The following is an 18,378-nucleotide window of genomic DNA, read 5'->3' on the forward strand; positions in this document are numbered from 1 at the left end:
AGGCTCCGCAAGCAAGGCATTCAGGGGTCAGTTCAGGCAGTCGGTGTGGGCACGCAGGCTCTGCCGGGCAAAATAGTTGAAGGCAGCGGCGTGGCGCTTGGGCCGGTCAATCCAGTCGTGGGCTTCGCGGCCCAGGGCCGGGGCGATGGGCTTGATGGTGCCAGCCGACATCGCCAGCAGTTGCAGGCGAGCGGCGCGCTCGATCAACTGGGCGTACACGCAGGCCTGCTCGATGCTGATGCCGGTGGACAGCTGGCCATGGTGCGAGAGCAGGATGGCGCGCTTGTCCCCCAGTGCGGCACTGATGATCTCGCCTTCCTCGTTGCCCACCGGCACGCCAGGCCAGGCATCGAGAAAGGCACAATCGTCGTACAGCGGGCACAGGTCCATGTGCGAGACCTGCAGCGGGACTTCCAGCATCGACAGGGCGGCAACGTGGGTCGGGTGGGTATGGATGATGCAGTTCACATCCGGCCGGGCGCGGTACACCCAGCTGTGGAAGCGATTGGCCGGGTTGGGCATGCCCTGGCCTTCGAGCACGTCGAGGTCCTCGTTGACCAGCAACAGGTTGCTGGCGCTGATTTCATCGAAACCCAGGCCCAGCTGCTGGGTGTAGAACGTCCCGGGTTGCGGGCCGCGGGCGCTGATCTGCCCGGCCAGGCCGGAGTCGTGGCCGTGATCGAACAGAATTCGGCAGGTCAGGGCCAGCTTTTCTCGTACAGTCCACGTATTATCGGCAAGCGAGCCTTGCATCTGCGTCAGCGCCTGCTGGACCAGTTGGTCCTTGCTGAGTGTCAGGGTCTTGGCCATGGGGTTTTCCTCTGTGGCGTGATGAGCGATGTCAGCGCTGGCCGGTTCCGAAGCTTTGGTCGGTCGAGGAATCTGCCAGCGTGCGACACAAATAATCCTATATGACACAAAGTGTCATAAGCAAGCCAGTGGACCTGGGAAAATCGCGTCGCATGTCTAACCGATTGAAAGTGTTGAGAAAAAAACTGGGGGTCACACTCGAGGTGCTGGCCGAAAAGTCCGGCATGACCAAGAGCTACCTGTCCAAGGTGGAGCGTGGCCTGAATACGCCGTCGATCGCTGCTGCGCTGAAGCTGGCGCGGGCGCTGAATGTCAACGTCGAAGAACTGTTCGCCGAGGAGCAGGCCGCGCAGAGCCGCTATAGCCTGGTACGCCAGGGCGAGCGTCAGCCGCTGGTGGGCGATGGCCACGGGCCGGGCTACGCAGCCTTGACCCGCCAGTTCGGGCAGCACAGCCTGTTGCCGTTCCTGATCCAGCCGCCGACCGAGTTCAGCGACCCGACCTTCAAGGAGCATGACGGTGAGGAGTTCTTGTTCGTCCACGCCGGCCAGGTGGAGGTCGACTTCATCAATGAGCGGGTGTTGCTGGAGCAGGGCGATGCACTGCACTTCAATGCCCAGACACCGCACCGCCTGCGTTCGGTCGGCGCGCATCCGGCGCAACTGCTGGTAGTGGTGCAGCACAGCGGCGAATGAGGGCCGGGTGATGATCGAGGTGTCGCGGTTCTGGCGGGATCCGGCATTGCCCTTCGTCGAAGCGCGGCGCGTGGGGGATGGGCGCAAGGTCTGTTATGCCGCGCATTCCCATGAGAGCTTTTCCATCGGCGTGATCACTGGCGGGCGCAGTACCTACCTGAGCGGCGCCAGTCAGGTCGAGGTGATGGCCGGTACCACGGTCTTGATGAACCCGGGAGTGGTGCACACTTGCAACCCGATCGCCGGCCAGCCCTGGTCGTACCTGATGCTGTTCGTCGACATGCCGTGGTTGCTGGCTCGGGGCTTCGTCCTGCCTGCGCAGACGTTCAGCGCTTCTGCGGGGTTGTACAGCCGGCTGCTGCAGTTGTTTGCCGACCTGTTCGACGCCGAGCTGGATGATCGAGAAGCACGGCTGGCCGCCTTTTTTGCCGATCTTCCCGGCTATTTGCACCCCAATGCGCACAAGTTGCCAAGCGAGCATCCGCAATTGGATGCTGCTGCGGCATTCATTCGTGCGCACCGGAGCGACCCGCTTGGCCTGGCAGATATCTGCGCGGCGTGCGGCCTGTCCCGGTCCTACCTGATCCGTGCGTTCCGCCAGCGCTTCGGCCTGACCCCTCACGGTTATTTGCTGGATCAGCGGGTGCAGCATGCCCGGGCGCAACTGCGCAAGGGCAGGGCGATCGCCGAAGTGGCACTGGAGGCGGGCTTTGCCGACCAGGCGCATCTTCAGCGGGCGTTCAAGCAGCACCTGGCGGCGACACCCGGGCATTACCGAGATGCAGTGCCGGGCTCTTCGCGGCTTTAACCGCGAAGTGGCCGGCACTGGCGACATCAAACCAGCAGATAGACCGCACTCCCCACCAGCAACACCGCCAGCCCCCGATTCAGCAACCGTAGATACCGCGGCTCCCGCAGATAGTGGCGGATCACACTCCCGGCCCAGGCCCAGCAGGCGACCGAGACGAAACAGATCGGCCCATAGATCCAGGTGAACAACCACAACAGATGCTGTTCGCCACCGGTGTAGGCGCCCACCCCCGCCACCGCAGCCAGCCAGGCCTTGGGGTTCAGCCATTGCATCGCTGCGCCATGCCAGGCCGAGGGAGCACGCGGCTGATCCGAGCCACCCAGCTGACCATCATCGCAGGCCAGCTTCCAGGCCATGTACAGCAGAAACGCCACGCCACCCCAGTGCAGCGCCAGCTCCAGGTGCGGCCAGCGCAACAGCAGTTCATGCAACCCCAGGCCGACCAGCACGAGCAGCAGGCAAAAGCCCAGCGTCGCGCCTGTTACATGCCACATGCTCGCTCGCAAGCCATGGCGGGCACCGCTGCCAAGGGCGACGACATTGACCGGCCCGGGCGAGATCGAAGCGGCGAGGGCGAATGCGGCCATGGAAAGGGACAGGCTCATTTCCGTAACTCCGTGGATGGATGAATGCCGCCATCCTGTAGCCTTGCGCCGCGGTGGTATTGAAGAAAAGTCCCCTGCGAGCTGTTTACAGGTTTTGTAATAGTTTCGCGCTATCAGAAAAACCTGCTGTGCTTGTAGCATCGTCTTTCCTTTTTCAATCAAGGCCCCTATGAGCACCTTCGCGGAACCCCCCAGTCCCTGGCCATCCCGGCCATCCCCCCTCCGTCTACGTGACGCCTTCTTCGTGAGTACCCGCTAATGGAATGGCTAGCCGATCCCACGGCCTGGCTAGGCCTGTTGACGCTGATCGTCCTCGAGTTGGTGCTGGGTATCGACAACCTGGTGTTCATCGCCATCCTCGCCGACAAGCTGCCACCGCATCAGCGCGACCGCGCGCGGGTCATCGGCCTGAGCCTGGCGCTGATCATGCGTCTGGGCCTGTTGGCCAGTATCTCGTGGATGGTCACCCTGACCGCACCGCTGTTCGAGGTGTTCGGCAAAAGCTTCTCTGGCCGTGACCTGATCATGCTGTTCGGCGGTGTGTTCCTGCTGTTCAAGGCGACCATGGAATTGCACGAGCGCCTGGAAGGGCATGCCACCCAGGCTACGGGAGCCGTGCGGCATGCCTTGTTCTGGCCGATCGTGGCGCAGATCGTCGTGCTCGACGCGGTGTTCTCGCTGGACGCGGTGATCACGGCCGTTGGCATGGTCGAAGAATTGTCGGTGATGATGATCGCAGTGATCTTCTCGATCGGCATCATGATCGTCGCCAGCAAACCATTGACCCGTTTCGTCAACGCGCACCCGACGGTGATCATGCTGTGTCTGGGCTTCCTGATGATGATCGGTTTCAGCCTGACCGCCGAAGGCCTGGGCTTCCATATCCCGAAAGGCTACCTGTACGCGGCCATTGGCTTCTCGATCCTCATCGAGCTGTTCAACCAGTTGGCCCGTGCCCGCCGCAAGCGCAGCCTGCAGCAGCACCGGCCACTGCGTGAGCGTACCGCGCATGCGGTACTGCGCCTGCTGGGTGGCCGCCGGGTCGAGGCTGACGAGGTAGGCGAAGAAATCGCCGACCTGGTCGAAGGGGGCGAAGAGCAGGTGCTGTTCGACCGCCGTGAGCGGGTGATGATCAGCGGCGTGCTGAACCTGGCCGAGCGGCCGATCCGCACGGTGATGACCGCGCGTGCCGAGGTCGACGTGCTCGACCTGGCGCAACCCGCGCAGGCCATTACCGAGGCGCTGGCCCACTCGCCTTATTCACGCCTGCCGTTGATTCGCGACGGCCATATCGAGGAACCGCTGGGCTTCGTGCACAAGAAGGAGTTGCTCAAGGAATTCCTGTCTGGCAGCCAGCCGGACCTGGAGCGCATGGCCCGGGCGCCGTTGAACCTGCTGGAGAGTTTCAGCATCCTCAACGCCCTCGAGCAGATGCGTAGCCAGTCGACGCACATTGCCTTCGTGATCAACGAGTTCGGTGATTTCACGGGTCTGCTGACCATGACCGACATCCTCGAGTCGATCGCCGGTGAGTTGCCGGATGCCAGCGAGGTAGAAGGCCCGGCGATCATCGAGGAAGAGGGCAGCTTTGTCGTCAGTGGTGCCCTGAACCTGAGCCAGGTCCAGGCGCGGACAGGCTTCAGCGCCCGCGCCACCGAAGACTACCAGACCCTGGCAGGGCTGGTGATGAGCTTGCTGGATCGCCTGCCGGTGGTGGGTGACCAGCTGGCCTGGAACGGTTGGCGCATGACCGTGGTGGCGGTAGAGGAGCGCCGGGTACGCCAGGTGCGCCTTACACCGAGCGCCGACGCTGACGCAGCAGGTGCTTGAAGCCTTCAAGCACCAGCACCAGCACTGCGGCCCAGATCGGCAGGTAGGTCAGCCACTGATCCGGGCCGATGGTTTCGCCCAGTAGCAGGGCGACCCCCACCAGCAACACCGGCTCGACGTAGCTGAGCAGGCCGAACAGGCTGAACGGCAACAGGCGGCTGGCCAGCACGTAGGCGATCAGTGCGCAGGCGCTGATTGCCCCTAGCAGTGGGATCAGAGCATACAGGCCCGGGTGCTGGTGCAGATCAGCCGTCGTCAACGGCCCCTGGGTGACGAAATACAGTGCCCAGGGCAGCAACAGGCACATGTCGCACCACAGGCCACCCAGGTGGTCGGTGCGGCAGCGTCGCCGCAAGACGAAGTAGATCGGGTAGCCGATCGTCACCAGCAAGGTTTCCCAGGCGAAGCTGCCATTCTGGTACAACTCGTGCCCGACACCCAGCGCGGCGCAGCCGACCGCCACTTGTTGCAGGCGTGACAAGCGCTCGCCATAGACCAGGCGCCCGGTCAGCACCATTGCCAGCGGCAGCAGGAAATAGCCCATCGACACTTCCAGGCTACGCCCGTGCAACGGCGCCCAGAGGAACAGCCACAGCTGCACCCCCATCAACCACGAGGTACCGACCATGCCCAGCAGCAGGGTCGGCGTCTGGCGCACGCGGGCGAGCAGTTCGCCGACGCGCTTCCAGTCTTTGCTGGCCAACATGAACAGGGTGAGGCAGGGCAGGGTCAACAACGTGCGCCAGCCGAAGATCTCTTCGCCATCGAGCGGCGACAGCAAGGAAGTATAGAAATACATCACGGCGAACAGACAGGACGCCATGACCGACGAAATAATGCCTTTTGACACGAATGCCTCGGATAGGGAGTGAGCGGGTGGATCAGCCGCGCATGATCTCAGGGGCCGCGTCTTGCGGCAACCGCGCAACCGCCGGGTGGGTAGCGAGTGCCTTGAGGAAGTCGGCCGCCGGCATCGGCCGGGCAAACAGATAGCCTTGCTGGAAGTCCACCGCGCTGCGTGCCAGGTAGTCACGCTGCACGTCGGTTTCCACCCCTTCGGCAACGATGCCCAGGCCCAGCTTGGCGGACAGCTCGATGATGCTGTCGAGTATGTGTTGCGACAGCGCGTCGCCACCGATCATGGCCACGAAACTCTGGTCGATTTTCAGGTAATCGACCTTGAACTGGCGCAGGTAATTGAGGCTCGACTGGCCGGTGCCGAAGTCATCGAGGGCGATCATCACCCCCATGTCATGCAGCTTGGCGAACAGTTCGAGGGCTACCGGTGTGGCTTCAAGCAGCTTGCGCTCGGTCAGCTCCAGGGTCAGCCGGACTCGCCCTGGCGGAAAATGCTGGAGGAAGGTGCGGCAGTCGTCGAGCAGGCTCAGGTCGCGGCAGTGATCGGCGGTAATGTTGATGCCGATGTGGAAACCGTCCTCCAACAGCGCGGTGTAGGGCGCAAGACTTTGCGCAGTGTGCAGCATCAGGGCGCGGGTCATGGCGACGATCTGCCCACTGTGTTCGGCATAGGGGATGAACAGGTCCGGACGCACCAGGCCCTCACGGGGATGGTTCCAGCGCATCAGCACTTCAGCCCCGGCCCAGCGGTAGTCGCCCTTGCGCACCACGGGTTGGAAGTACGGCAGAAACTCGTCCGCCTCCAGGGCCCGGCGCAGTTCGGCACGCGGCGAGCTGGCCCGGCGAATCTGCCAGCGGCAGGCGCAACCGGCCACCACGCCGAGCACCAGCAGCAGGCTGAGCAGGGCGGGGTAGTGGCTGCGTAGCACTTCACCTTGTTTGCCGGCTTCGTAGCCGCCGTGCACGCTGAACGGATAGCGGGTCGAGCCCAACGTCACATTGGCGGCGGCGGCGGCCGGTGGCACGCCGTCATGCACCACGCCGTCCTTGCCCATCCAGGCCTTGCCGACGCGGATCTGCAGGGCTTCCTCCGGGCCAATCAGGCGCAAGGCGGTGAGCAGATGGTCGCCATCCACGGTGGTGATCGCGCCGCGGTCGCCATCGCTGGCGCGATAGACCAGCAGGGGATGGCCAGGCGTTACCGAATTGCCATCCATCAGCCATAGCCGGCCATCGGTGTAGTCATTGGCCTCGACCTGTTCGTCGAAATCGCCGAACAGCGAACTGCAGTACAGGTTATGGTGCTGGAACAGGTTGGTCGAACGCACGAAGGCATTGCGCGTGACCTGGCTGCGCAAGGCCAGCTGGGCATCGGCGCAGGGGGTGCCAGCCAGTGGCAGCAGGGCCAGTGCGGCATTGGCCAGGTTGTCCAGAATGTGGTCGACATGCTCGATCACCTGGCGTGTTGTCGCCTCGCTGCTGGCGCGCAATTAGCGCTCGATCTGCCAGTTCATGACCGCCAGGCCGCAGACAAGCGGCACCACGCCGACGATCCACGGCAGCAGCGTGCGCCAGCTCCAGCGAGCGGGGCGTTTGACGGTGAGCGGCATGCTGGGGTGATCTTCCTGGTGACTGAGCTGATGAGGATAGCCGTTTGTCGGCGCAGGTGGCGAACTAAAGCGCGACAAAGCAATTTACGCACTGTAGAATCGGTTTACGAATACAACAATAAGGTCCTTCGTTGCTGAAGGGTCAACCCTCGCCGAGAATGGGTCCATATGACATACCATGGGTTCAAGCTGATCATTGGTGACTTCCTCGCCCGCAGCGTGCGCGGTATTCCATGCTCTCCACCATTGCCGTTCCACATCCTACGCAATCATCAATTTCCGCTGCAGATGAGGGTACGAACATGGCTGATATCTTTGACAATCCAATGGGCCTGATGGGCTTTGAGTTCATCGAACTGGCTTCGCCGACACCAGGCGTACTGGAGCCGGTGTTCCAGATGCTCGGCTTCACCAAGGTGGCCACTCACCGTTCCAAGGACGTGCACCTGTACCGCCAGGGCGGCATCAACCTGATCCTCAACAATGAGCCAAAGAGCATCGCCTCATACTTTGCCGCCGAGCATGGCCCGTCGGTGTGCGGCATGGCGTTCCGTGTGCGTAACGCCCATGAAGCCTACGCCCGGGCCCTGGAGCTGGGCGCACAGCCAGTCGAAATCGAAACCGGCCCGATGGAACTGCGCCTGCCGGCCATCAAGGGCATTGGTGGAGCGCCGCTTTACCTGATCGACCGTTTCGATGAAGGCAGCTCGATCTACGATATCGACTTCAATTTCATCGAGGGTGTTGATCGCAACCCGGCGGGTGCCGGCCTGAAGATCATCGATCACCTGACCCACAACGTCTATCGCGGGCGCATGGCCTACTGGGCTGGCTTCTACGAGAAGCTGTTCAATTTCCGCGAGATCCGCTATTTCGATATCAAGGGCGAATACACCGGCCTGACCTCCAAGGCCATGACCGCGCCTGACGGCATGATCCGCATTCCGCTCAATGAAGAGTCATCCAAGGGGGCAGGGCAGATCGAAGAGTTCCTGATGCAGTTCAACGGCGAAGGCATCCAGCATGTGGCCTTCCTCACCGATGACCTGCTCAAGACCTGGGATGCACTCAAGGGCTTTGGCATGCGATTCATGACCGCACCGCCAAAGACCTATTACGAAATGCTCGAAGAGCGCCTGCCAGGGCATGGCGAGCCAGTCGACCAGCTGCAGGCCCGTGGCATCCTGCTGGATGGCGCTTCCGAGGCGGGTGACAAGCGCCTGCTGCTGCAGATTTTCTCGGAAACCCTGCTTGGCCCGGTGTTCTTCGAGTTCATTCAGCGTAAAGGGGATGACGGTTTCGGTGAAGGCAACTTCAAAGCCCTCTTCGAGTCCATCGAGCGTGACCAGGTACGCCGCGGCGTGCTCAATGCCGAATAAGTGAATTGTGGCGCCGTCAGCCTTTGCTGGCGGCGCTACGAGCACGCTGGCGACGTTGCCTGAACAGGCCCCAGTACGTGATCGAACCGGTAATGACGCCTATCAGCGCCAAGATAGGGAAAAGCTGTTTCAATGTCTGGTGTGTCTGTTGTGCCGCATAACCTTGGGCATAGCCTGCCTTGACGGCATAGCCATACTTGCTCGAGACCCCCTCCTGGAAAAACTCGACTTGTGATGGGCGCGCTGAATCGCGGCTATCGCCGTCGGCCCAGATGTAGAACTCCTCGAATTCGAGCAATAACGTCAGACCCGTCTGAAACGCGCGCAACTCATTGCGCAGTAACATGCCATAGGATGTGGCAATGACCCCCCTGTTTTGCTCACTGAGCTGGTAGGCGAGCAGCACCGCATTGGGTGTTGCAGGCGTATCCAGCACCAGGCGAAATTGCGATCGAGCATCAGGGAAGATGTCATCGGGTGGAAACGGCGTTTTCAAGGTGTTGCAATAGGTGCGGCGATCAATGGTCAATGCCAACGAGCGCAGATGCGGTGCTTTGGTAACCTGATCGACCAATCGTGGCTGGGCACTCTCGCAGGCAGTTCCTGCCAATTTCATTGCAGCAGACGCGGACGCATGTATGCGATCCAGTGCCAGGTCCACGGAGTAGATCGCTTCCTTCACGGAGATTCGTGCGGTTTCCTCAAGCTTCTTGTCCTGCTGATAAAGCATGACCATCAGCCCGGTGCCGACCGGCAGCAGGCTGATTGCCAAAGTCAGCAACAGTTCTATCAAACCCTGCCCGGCAGTTTTGATTCTCGACATGAATGTTCGGCCCCCAGTTTCCAAGCTGCCCGAGATGGGCAGCCCCAGTGGTGAGCCTATGAATCAATCACGGTGCCTGCTGTAATCCGAAGCCATGCGTGCTTGCTGAACTACGCTGCTGAGGTGTAGGAGTCATCGTCGCGAGAGGGCAGCAATGACCTCCTCGGCCAGCAGGCTCGTCGAGGCTGGGTTCTGCCCGGTAATCAGCCGGTCGTCGCAAACCACGAACGGCTTCCACGGGTCGTCGTCCTTGCTGTAGTTGCCGCCCCGGGCAATCAGTTCGTTCTCGGTGAGAAAGGGCACCACCTTGTCCAGCTCTGCCAGTTTTTCTTCGGTATTGGAAAACCCGGTGACCTGCCGGTCCTTGAGCAACAGGCTGTTGTCGCTGAGCTTGATGTTCAAGAGGCCGACCACGCCGTGACAGACGGCGGCAACAATGCCGTTGTTTTCATAGATGCTGCGTGCCAGCTCCTGCAATGGCGAGTTGTCGGGGAAGTCGTACATGACACCGTGGCCGCCCGTGTAGTAGATGGCGCAGTAATCACTTGCCCTGACCTCGCCTGGGCTTGATGTTGCGCCCAGACGGTTCATGAACGATTTGTCGTCATACCATTGCCAGTCCAGCTCCGGGGCCATTTGCAGGCTATGCGGGTCGATGGGTACATAGCCGCCATTCGGGCTCACATAATCGACTTCATACCCAGCTTTCAGCGCGACCGCGACAAAGTGCACGGCTTCCCCCAGCCATAGGCCCGTGGCCCGCTTCAGGGTCGGGTACTTGGCCGTGTTGGTCAGTACTACCAGAATCTTCTTGCTCATCACCTCGCTCCCGGGTCTGTCGTCGTGGGGCAATGGGTTCAGTGGCGCGGGGAAAACCTGTTAAGCATAGCTTCCGTTCGCCAAGGCGCTATTTCGGTAATGGCTCTATGCTGGTGGTCGATGCCTGCGCAGCTATTGCAGTGGCAAAACGTCGGGCAGATGATGCGCAAACGGAATCTTCATCCCAACGCAACGGTGGAATCACGACAGTGCTGTTAAACGACACGCCGCGCAAACCTTCAGCGCAAGGCATGGAGCTCGCCACGCGGCCGGCAACGGCAGCGGGCATGGCTGAGCAGGTCACGCGGTTCGACTGGCGTTACAGTGCGCTCGGGCCGCTGCCGCATTGGCAGGCCCCGTTGCGCATCGCCGTCGACATGATGGTGCTTTCGCCGTTTCCCTGCGCGGTGGTCTGGGGCGCCGGGATGAGCGTGGTTCACAATGATGCGTACGCGAATTTGCTCGAATGTGACGGTCACGCCCTGGGGCAGGCGTTCGACAGGCTGTGGGCAAAAGCCTGGAAGGTCATCGGCCCTTGCGTATTCGAGGTGCTTGAAGGTGGCTCGATCTTTGGCGAAGACCAGCCACTGTGGCTGAAGAACAAGCAAACGGGCAACGAAGCCTGCTATGTCTTCAGCTACACACCGTTACGCGATGAACAGCACGAGGTGGTCGGGTTCCTGCATACGGTGATCGAAACCAGCGCCAGCGTCGACGCGCATGCTCAATGGCGCGAGCAGGCGTTGGCGTTCGAGCGCAAGATCCAGTCCGTCATGGCCGATCGTGATCACATCTGGCAACTGTCTCGCGATGCGATGATCGTCGTGACCCCCGACCTGCGGCTGCAAGCGGTCAACCCGGCCTGGCAACGCGCGCTGGGTTGGACTGAAGAGGAGGTGGTCGGCAGGCCGATTCTGCAACTGGTCCATCCTGCGGACAGAGCCGAAGTGGAAGTGGCGGTGCTGGAGTTCGTCAACGACCGCGGGCTTGAGCAGCTCGAGACGCGGTTACGCCACAAGGACGGGCACTACCGGTTGTTCCGCTGGACGGCGAGTTTCGACGGCACGCTGCTGACGGCCGTAGGGCGGGACATTTCGCAGGAACATGAAGATACGTTGCGCCACTCCGACACCCTTCTACGGGCAACCCAGCGGCTGGAAGCGGTCAGCCATCTGGCCGGAGGCATGGCCCACGAGATGAACAACCTGCTGTCGGGTATTGGCGGCAGCCTGGAGTTGTTGCAACGACGCATGGAGCAAGGGCGCCTGGAGCACATCGACCGTTATGTGTCCTTGGCCAGCGATTCTGTACAGCGCGCCATGAAGCTCACACACCGTCTGCTGGCGTTCTCGCGTCATCAGCCGCTGTCACCCAAGCCGGTAGACATCCATCGTCAGCTGGCCGCCATGGAGCCGCTGTTGCATCAGGTGCTAGGCACTGAAATGCGACTGAGCTGGGAGCTGGATGTACAACCCTGGACCGTCTGCCTGGATGTTGCGCAGCTGGAAACCGCCATGGTGAACCTGTTCGCCAACGCCCGCGAGGCGTGCCTTGGCCGTGGCGTGGTGACGTTGCGTACGATCAACAAGCGCCTGGAGGCGGCGTTCCCCGACGACCAAGGCGTTCCGCCTGGTGACTATGTCGCCTTGTATGTGATCGACGATGGCCATGGTATGCCCCAAGTGGATCTGGCTCGGGCATTCGAGCCGTTCTTCACCACCAAACCCATGGGCCACGGTGCCGGGTTGGGCCTGGCGATGGTGTATGGCTTCGTCGGCCAGTCGGGTGGCCACGTGTGGCTTGAATCAGCACCTGATCACGGTTTCAAGGTCTGTATGTTGTTCCCGCGATGCTTTGAACACATGGCGCAGCAAGCCCCGCAGCCGGTTCCGGCGGTAACCTGGGCCAGTGGCCAACGGGTGCTGCTGGTAGATGATGAAGAAAACCTGCGTTCGGTGATGAAGGAGTATCTGCAGGAACGTGGTTTCGACGTGTGCGATGCCAGGGATGCGAATTCGGCGCTTGACCGCTTCCGCCACCACGGCCCATTCGACCTGGTCATCACCGACATCGGCCTGCCCGGAGGTTTCAGTGGGCGGCAGGTCGCCAGGGCGATGCGCATGCTGGTGCCGGAGCAGAAAATTCTGTTCATCACCGGGTTCAATGACCAACCGCTGGACCCGCAACTGTCCGAGGCGCCCGGCACGGCGCTCATGCTCAAGCCGTTCGCGTTGGCCAGCCTGATGAACCAGGCCCTGCTGATGCTGAGCGACTGAACCGGTCCCCTCGACAACCCACTGGCCAATGCCAGTCACAGACCCTGCTGCAGGAAGGGATCGTCCGGGTTCTGCCGCTCCAGTTCAGCCAGCAAGACCTGGACATTCTGCAACTGGCCGGACGCTTTCCAGTACTGGATCAGCAGCACCCGCGCCTTGCGGTTGGCTGGCTGGCGGCTGAGCAGGGTTTCCAGTTGTTTTTGCGCAGCATCGGACTGGTCCAGCTCATGCAAGGTGACCGCCAGGGTGTAGCGATAGTCGGCATTCTCCGGTTCCAGTTCCACCGCGCGGGACAAGGCGAGCAGGGCGTATTCACGCTGATCATGGCGGATCAGCCAGAGCCCCAGCTCGTATTGCAGGAATGCCGAGTCCGGACGCAGCGCCAGGGCCTTGGCCAGCACCTGGCGGGATTGCTCGTGCTGGCCCTGGCGCTCCAGAAGGCGCACCTGGGTGGCCAGGGCGTCGAGGCCTTCCGGGGCCACCGCGAGGCTGCGCTGCAGGGCCGCGGCAGCCTGATCGTAGTCGTTCTCGTGCAAGTACAGGCGCGCCAGGTGCACCTGGGCCTCGGCGTCGTCGGGTTGTTTTTCCAGGGCTTGCTGGTATTGCTCCAGTGCGGTCTGCAACGGGCCGAAGTACAGGCCGATGGCATCGGGGTCGAGACCGAGCAATGCGTCCACGGCGGCGAAGCGCACGCTCTGCTCGTCATCGTCCAGCAACGGCCCCAGCACCAGGCTGCGCTGAGAGGGCGGCAGCAGCTTGCGGATGCTGGCAATGGCTGCGCGACGCACCAGCGGGTCCTCGTTTTCCAGGTCCAGGCGGGCCAGCTTGAGTGCTTGCGGCGAGGGGTAGTTGGGTAATTCGGCATACAGCGCGGCGCGGCGGATCGGCGTCAGGTCATCGCGTTGCAGCTGTTGGTACAGCACCCGGGCGGCACCGGGCAGGCCGTCATGGGCCTGGCGCAGTGCCTTGCCGTAGCTGTGAGGCGGCAGCACCGGTGGCGCGGGCCTGTCGTCCCGGCGCAGGAAAACGATGGCGAGCGACACCAGGATCAGCAACAACACGGCGATCAGGTAGCGGTGGCGTCTGGGCATCGTACGCAGCGGTCCATGGCAGTCGGAAGGCAGAGCTTGGGGCAGAATGCCCTGGGCTGCAAGCGAACGGGTCGTCAGCGGCCCATAAAAAAGCCCCGCAGACCAAGGCCGGCGGGGCAAACGGTTGGGGGAGGAACCAACCAAAGGAGTCGTTGCAAACAGCGGATCAGTGGGCGCTGGCGACGGTTTCCGGCTGCCAGCCACCGCCGAGGGCCTTGTAGATCGAGACGATGCCGCGATAGAGCTCGACTTCACCCTGGGCCTGAGCATCTTCCGCGCTCAGGCGTTCGCGTTCGGCATCGAGCAGCACCAGGTAATCCACCGTGCCCTCGCGGTAACGCACCGAGGCGAGGTCGGCTGCCTTGCGGCTGGCCTCGCTTTGCCGGATCAGCGACAACAGCCGCTGCTGGGTCTTGTCGTAATCGCTGAAGGCGTTGGCCGACTCTTCCAGGGCCAGCAGCACCTGCTGTTCATAGTTGGCCAGGGCGCCTTCGGCGTCAGCCTTGGCCCCGCGCAGGCGGGCCCGCACGCTGCCCAGGTCGAAGGCGGCCCAGGTGATGCTAGGCCCCAACGACCAGGCATTGGCCGCGGAGGAGCCGATCTGTGAGCCACGGGCGGCAGTAAAGCCGAGGAAGCCGCTGAGGCTTACCCGCGGGAACAGGTCGGCAGTGGCTACGCCGACATTGGCGGTGGCGGCGGCCAGCTGGCGTTCGGCGCTGCGGATATCCGGGCGGCGGCGCAGCAACTCGGCCGGGTCACCCACCGGCAAGGCCTTGGCGATCGCCGGCAAGGCCTTGGGCGACAGGTCGACGCTCAGCGCGTCCGGGCGCTGACCGAGCAGGGTGGCGATGCGGTGCCGCGCCCGGGCCTGTTCGGCCTGCAACTGCGGCACGGTGGCCTCGACCCCCGCCAGGCGGGCATCGGCACGGACGACGTCGAGATCGTTGCCAACCCCGGCGTCGCGCAGGGTCAGCGTGATACTGCGAGACTCCTGCTGGGTCTTGAGATTGGCCATGGCGATCTTTTCGCGCAGTTGCGCCCCGCGCAGCTGGCCATAGGCGTCCACCAGTTCAGCGATCAGGCTCACCTGCAGCTGTTGCAGGTCGGCCTGGGCTGCTGCTTCCTGGGCTTCGCTGGCCTCGATCTGGCGCTGGATGCGGCCGAACAGGTCAAGCTCCCAGGCCATGTCCAGGCCGAGGTCGTAGCGTTCCTGATTGACCCGCTGGGTGGTCTGGCCGGGAATCTGGCCCTTGCCGATCTCGCTGCTGGCGCGGCTGGTGACCACCGGGAACTGGTCGTTGGCGGCGTCATCACGTATCGCCCGTGCCGACTTGAGCCGGGCGAAGGCCACGCGCAGGTCACGGTTGCCATCCAGCGATGCCTGCACCAGCTGGTTCAGCACCGGGTCGTCGAACTGCTTCCACCACACGCTTTCGAAGCGGCTGCGGTCGAAGGCCTTGGCCTGCACATCCGTGCTGTCGAACTGCGCAGCTTCGGTGTCCGGGGCCTTGTAGTCCGGGCCGACCGCGCAGGCTGCCAGGGCCAGCGCCAGCAGGCTCGGGGTCAGGGGTTTGAGCAGGTTCATGCATGGTTCTCCAGCACGGGCGCGTGTTCGGCCTTGCGGGCCTGGCGACGCTCGACGAAACGGCGGATCAGGAAGAAGAACACCGGGGTCAGGAACAGGCCGAACACAGTCACGCCGATCATCCCCGAGAACACCGCCACACCCATGGCATGGCGCATTTCCGAGCCGGCACCGGAGCTGAACACCAGCGGTACCACGCCCATGATGAAGGCGATCGAGGTCATCAGGATCGGCCGCAGGCGCAGGCGGCAGGCTTCCAGCACCGCAGCCAGCGGGTCGAGGCCCTTGGCCTGTTCGTCCTTGGCGAACTCGACGATCAGAATCGCGTTCTTGCACGCCAGGCCCACCAGCACGATCAGTCCGATCTGGGTGAAGATGTTGTTGTCGCCACCCGACACGATCACCCCGGTGATGGCCGACAGCAGGGTCATCGGTACGATCAGGATCACCGCCAGCGGCAGGCTCCAGCTCTCGTACTGGGCGGCCAGCACCAGGAAGGCCAGCAGCACGCACAGCGGGAACACGAACAGCGCGGTATTGCCCGAGAGGATCTGCTGGTAGGTCAGGTCGGTCCACTCGAAGGTCATGCCGTTGGGCAGTTCTTGCTTGAGCAGCTTCTCGATCGCCGCCTCGGCCTGGCCGGAGCTGTAGCCTGGGGCTGCGGCACCGTTGATCTCGGCGGTGATGAAACCGTTGTAGTGCATCACCCGGTCAGGCCCGGAGGTGTCGCTGACCTTGAGGAAGGTTGCCAGCGGAATCATCTCGCCCAGGTTGTTGCGCACCTTCAACTGGCCGATCTGTTCGGCATCGAGGCGGAACTGCTGCTCGGCCTGGACGTTGACCTGGTAGGTGCGGCCAAAGCGGTTGAAATCGTTGGTGTACAGCGAGCCGAGGTAAACCTGCAAGGTGTCGAAGATGTCGGTGATCGCCACGCCGTGGGTCTTGGCTTTTTCCCGGTCGATGGCGGCATCGACCTGCGGCACGTTGACCTGGTAGCTGGTGAACAGGCCCGCCAGTTCCGGCACATTGTGGCTCTTGGCGATGATGTTCTGGGTTTCCTTGTACAGCGCTTCGTAGCCCAGGTTGCCGCGGTCCTCGATCTGCAGGCGGAAGCCGCCGATGGTGCCAAGGCCTTGCACGGGCGGTGGCGGGAAGATCGCGATGTAGGCGTCCTGGATGTCGGCGAACTTGGCATTCAGCGCAGCGGCAATCGCCGCAGCCGACTGGCTCGGGTCCTTGCGCTCGTCGAACGGCTTGAGCGGGGTGAACACGATGCCGCTGTTCGGGCTGTTGGTGAAGCCGTTGATCGACAGGCCCGGGAAGGCTACCGAATCGGCTACGCCCGGTTGCTCCAGGGCGATTTCGCTCATGCGCTTGATCACCGCCTCGGTACGGTCGAGGCTGGCGGCGTCGGGCAACTGGGCGAACGCCACCAGGTACTGCTTGTCCTGCGCCGGTACGAAACCGGTCGGCGTGGAGGCGAAGCCCAGGTAGGTCAGGCCCATCAGCCCGGCATAGACGAACAGGGCGATGCCGCTGGAGCGGATGACCCGGCGTACGCCACCGACGTAGCCGTGGCTGGCGCGGTCGAAGAAGCGGTTGAACGGGGCAAACAGCCAGCTGCCCAGCAGCCGCTCGAGGAACCGCGAGAAGCGATCTTTCGGCGCGTGGTGGTCTTTCAGCAGCACGGCAGCCAGCGCTGGCGACAAGGTCAGCGAGTTGAACGCCGAGATCACGGTGGAAATGGCGATGGTCAACGCGAACTGCTTGTAGAACTGCCCGGTCAGGCCAGAAATGAATGCCGCCGGTACGAACACCGCGCACAGCACCAGCGCCGTGGCGATGATCGGCCCGGTCACTTCGCTCATGGCTTTTTGCGTGGCTTCCAGGGGCTTCAACCCCAGCCCTATGTTCCGTTCGACGTTCTCCACCACGACGATGGCGTCGTCCACCACGATACCGATGGCCAGCACCAGGCCGAACAGCGACAGCGCGTTGAGCGAGAAGCCGAACAGGTGCATGACCGCGAAGGTACCGATCAGCGAGACGGGTACAGCCATCAGCGGGATGATCGAGGCGCGCCAGGTCTGCAGGAACAGGATCACCACCAGCACCACCAGCACCAGCGCTTCGAACAGCGTGTGCACCACGGCTTCGATGGAACCACGGACGAACACGGTCGGGTCGTAGACGATGCTGTAGTCCATGCCTTCCGGGAAGTCCTTCTTCAGTTCGGCCATCTTGGCCCGCACTTCGTCGGAGATTTCGATGGCGTTGGAGCCTGGGCGCTGGAAGATCGGGATGGCCACCGCCGGCTGGTTGTTCAGCAGCGAACGCAGGGCGTACTGGCTGGAGCCCAGCTCGACCCGGGCGATGTCCTTCAGGCGCGTGATTTCGCCATCGGCACCGGCGCGGATGATGATGTTCTCGAATTCTTCCTCGTTGACCAGGCGGCCCTGGGTGTTGATCGACAGCTGGAAGCTGGTAGAGCCGGGGGCGGGCGGGGCGCCCAGCTGGCCGGCGGCGACCTGGCGGTTCTGCTCGCGAATCGCGGCCACCACATCGCTGGCGGTCAGGTTGCGCGACGCGGTCTTGTTCGGGTCGAGCCACACGCGCAGCGAGTAGTCACCCATGCCGAACAGCTGCACGTCACCGACGCCGCCCAGGCGCGCCAACTCATCCTTGATGTTGAGGATGGCGTAGTTGGACAGGTAGAGCATGTCGTAGCGGTTGTCCGGCGAGGTCAGGTGCACGACCATGGTCAGGTCAGGCGAAGCCTTGTCGACGGTGATACCGATCCGCGTCACTTCCTCCGGCAGCTTGGGCTGGGTGCGGGTGACGCGGTTCTGCACTTGCACCTGGGCGTTGTCCAGGTCGGTGCCCAGGGCAAAGGTGATGGTCAGGGTCAGCTTGCCGTCGGCGGTGGACTGCGAGGACATGTACAGCATGTTCTCGACACCGGTGATGGCCTGCTCCAGCGGCGCGGCGACGGTTTCGCCGATGACCTTGGGGTTTGCCCCGGGGAAGTTGGCGCGCACTACCACGGTCGGCGGTACCACCTCGGGGTATTCGCTGATCGGCAGTTGGAACAGCGAGATCGAACCGGCGATCAGCAGCACCAGCGACAGCACCGCGGCGAAGATCGGCCGGGTAATGAAGAATTTCGAAAAGTTCATCGGTGGGGTC

At 62.9% G+C, this 18,378-nt stretch carries 13 protein-coding genes and 1 pseudogene; 5 read left to right on the top strand and 9 right to left on the bottom strand.

Going from position 1 to position 18,378, the window contains the following annotated elements:
- Positions 1-27: 27 nt before the first annotated feature.
- Positions 28-810 (bottom strand): aldolase, encoded by a 783-nt coding sequence (locus tag HU738_RS21370; RefSeq protein ID WP_186602938.1) that lies wholly within the window; start codon positions 808-810, stop codon positions 28-30.
- 152 nt (positions 811-962) lie between these two features.
- On the opposite strand from HU738_RS21370, the gene HU738_RS21375 reads away from it, so the two are divergent.
- A complete protein-coding gene (locus HU738_RS21375) occupies positions 963-1,505 on the top strand; it encodes a helix-turn-helix domain-containing protein (protein WP_176510024.1) in 543 nt (180 codons plus the stop codon).
- Positions 1,506-1,515: 10 nt separating this feature from the next.
- Positions 1,516-2,313 carry a helix-turn-helix transcriptional regulator gene (locus HU738_RS21380; RefSeq protein WP_186602939.1) on the top strand — a complete coding sequence of 266 codons (798 nt, stop codon included), beginning with the start codon at positions 1,516-1,518 and terminating at the stop codon, positions 2,311-2,313.
- Positions 2,314-2,339: 26 nt separating this feature from the next.
- On the opposite strand, the gene HU738_RS21385 is transcribed toward HU738_RS21380, so the two are convergent.
- On the bottom strand, positions 2,340-2,921 hold the full coding sequence (locus HU738_RS21385; RefSeq protein ID WP_186602940.1) for a LysE family translocator: 582 nt from the start codon (positions 2,919-2,921) through the stop codon (positions 2,340-2,342).
- 258 nt (positions 2,922-3,179) lie between these two features.
- Between HU738_RS21385 and HU738_RS21390 the strand changes: the two genes are divergently transcribed.
- Positions 3,180-4,751: a TerC family protein gene (locus HU738_RS21390; RefSeq protein ID WP_176510027.1), complete on the top strand. Its 1,572-nt coding sequence runs from the start codon at positions 3,180-3,182 to the stop codon at positions 4,749-4,751.
- Here the strand turns inward: HU738_RS21390 and rarD are convergent.
- Both rarD and HU738_RS21400 read right to left on the bottom strand, forming a co-directional pair.
- Entirely contained in the window at positions 4,714-5,601 is an 888-nt protein-coding gene (gene rarD, locus HU738_RS21395; RefSeq protein WP_186602941.1) for an EamA family transporter RarD, read from the bottom strand. The genes HU738_RS21390 and rarD overlap by 38 nt on opposite strands.
- 31 nt (positions 5,602-5,632) lie before the next feature.
- Positions 5,633-7,219 (bottom strand): annotated as a pseudogene (locus tag HU738_RS21400) (EAL domain-containing protein).
- Between the two features lie 302 nt (positions 7,220-7,521).
- Here HU738_RS21400 and hppD point away from each other — a divergent pair.
- On the top strand, positions 7,522-8,598 hold the full coding sequence (gene hppD, locus HU738_RS21405; protein WP_176510030.1) for a 4-hydroxyphenylpyruvate dioxygenase: 1,077 nt from the start codon (positions 7,522-7,524) through the stop codon (positions 8,596-8,598).
- Positions 8,599-8,614: 16 nt separating this feature from the next.
- Here the strand turns inward: hppD and HU738_RS21410 are convergent, their stop codons facing one another.
- Positions 8,615-9,421, bottom strand: coding sequence for a CSS-motif domain-containing protein (locus HU738_RS21410; protein WP_186602942.1), 807 nt, complete (start codon positions 9,419-9,421; stop codon positions 8,615-8,617).
- A 132-nt stretch (positions 9,422-9,553) separates the two neighbouring features.
- Complete coding sequence (locus tag HU738_RS21415) at positions 9,554-10,240, bottom strand: type 1 glutamine amidotransferase domain-containing protein (protein ID WP_186602943.1); 687 nt, start codon at positions 10,238-10,240, stop codon at positions 9,554-9,556.
- Positions 10,241-10,449: 209 nt separating this feature from the next.
- Here HU738_RS21415 and HU738_RS21420 point away from each other — a divergent pair, with 209 nt between their 5' ends.
- The gene (locus HU738_RS21420) at positions 10,450-12,516 is read left to right on the top strand and encodes a response regulator (protein ID WP_437182036.1); all 2,067 of its coding nucleotides are present in this window, start codon (positions 10,450-10,452) and stop codon (positions 12,514-12,516) included.
- Between the two features lie 35 nt (positions 12,517-12,551).
- Here the strand turns inward: HU738_RS21420 and HU738_RS21425 are convergent, their stop codons facing one another.
- The 3 genes from HU738_RS21425 to HU738_RS21435 form a co-directional block, all read right to left on the bottom strand.
- Positions 12,552-13,607, bottom strand: a complete 1,056-nt coding sequence (locus tag HU738_RS21425; RefSeq protein ID WP_186602944.1) for a tetratricopeptide repeat protein — start codon at positions 13,605-13,607, stop codon at positions 12,552-12,554.
- Between the two features lie 166 nt (positions 13,608-13,773).
- On the bottom strand, positions 13,774-15,192 hold the full coding sequence (locus HU738_RS21430) for an efflux transporter outer membrane subunit (protein ID WP_176510034.1): 1,419 nt from the start codon (positions 15,190-15,192) through the stop codon (positions 13,774-13,776).
- On the bottom strand, positions 15,189-18,368 hold the full coding sequence (locus HU738_RS21435) for an efflux RND transporter permease subunit (RefSeq protein ID WP_176510035.1): 3,180 nt from the start codon (positions 18,366-18,368) through the stop codon (positions 15,189-15,191). The genes HU738_RS21430 and HU738_RS21435 overlap by 4 nt, the downstream gene beginning before the upstream one ends.
- Positions 18,369-18,378 lie beyond the last annotated feature (10 nt).

The organism is Pseudomonas vlassakiae (assembly GCF_014269035.2).
GTDB classification, from domain to species: Bacteria; Pseudomonadota; Gammaproteobacteria; order Pseudomonadales; family Pseudomonadaceae; genus Aquipseudomonas; species Aquipseudomonas vlassakiae.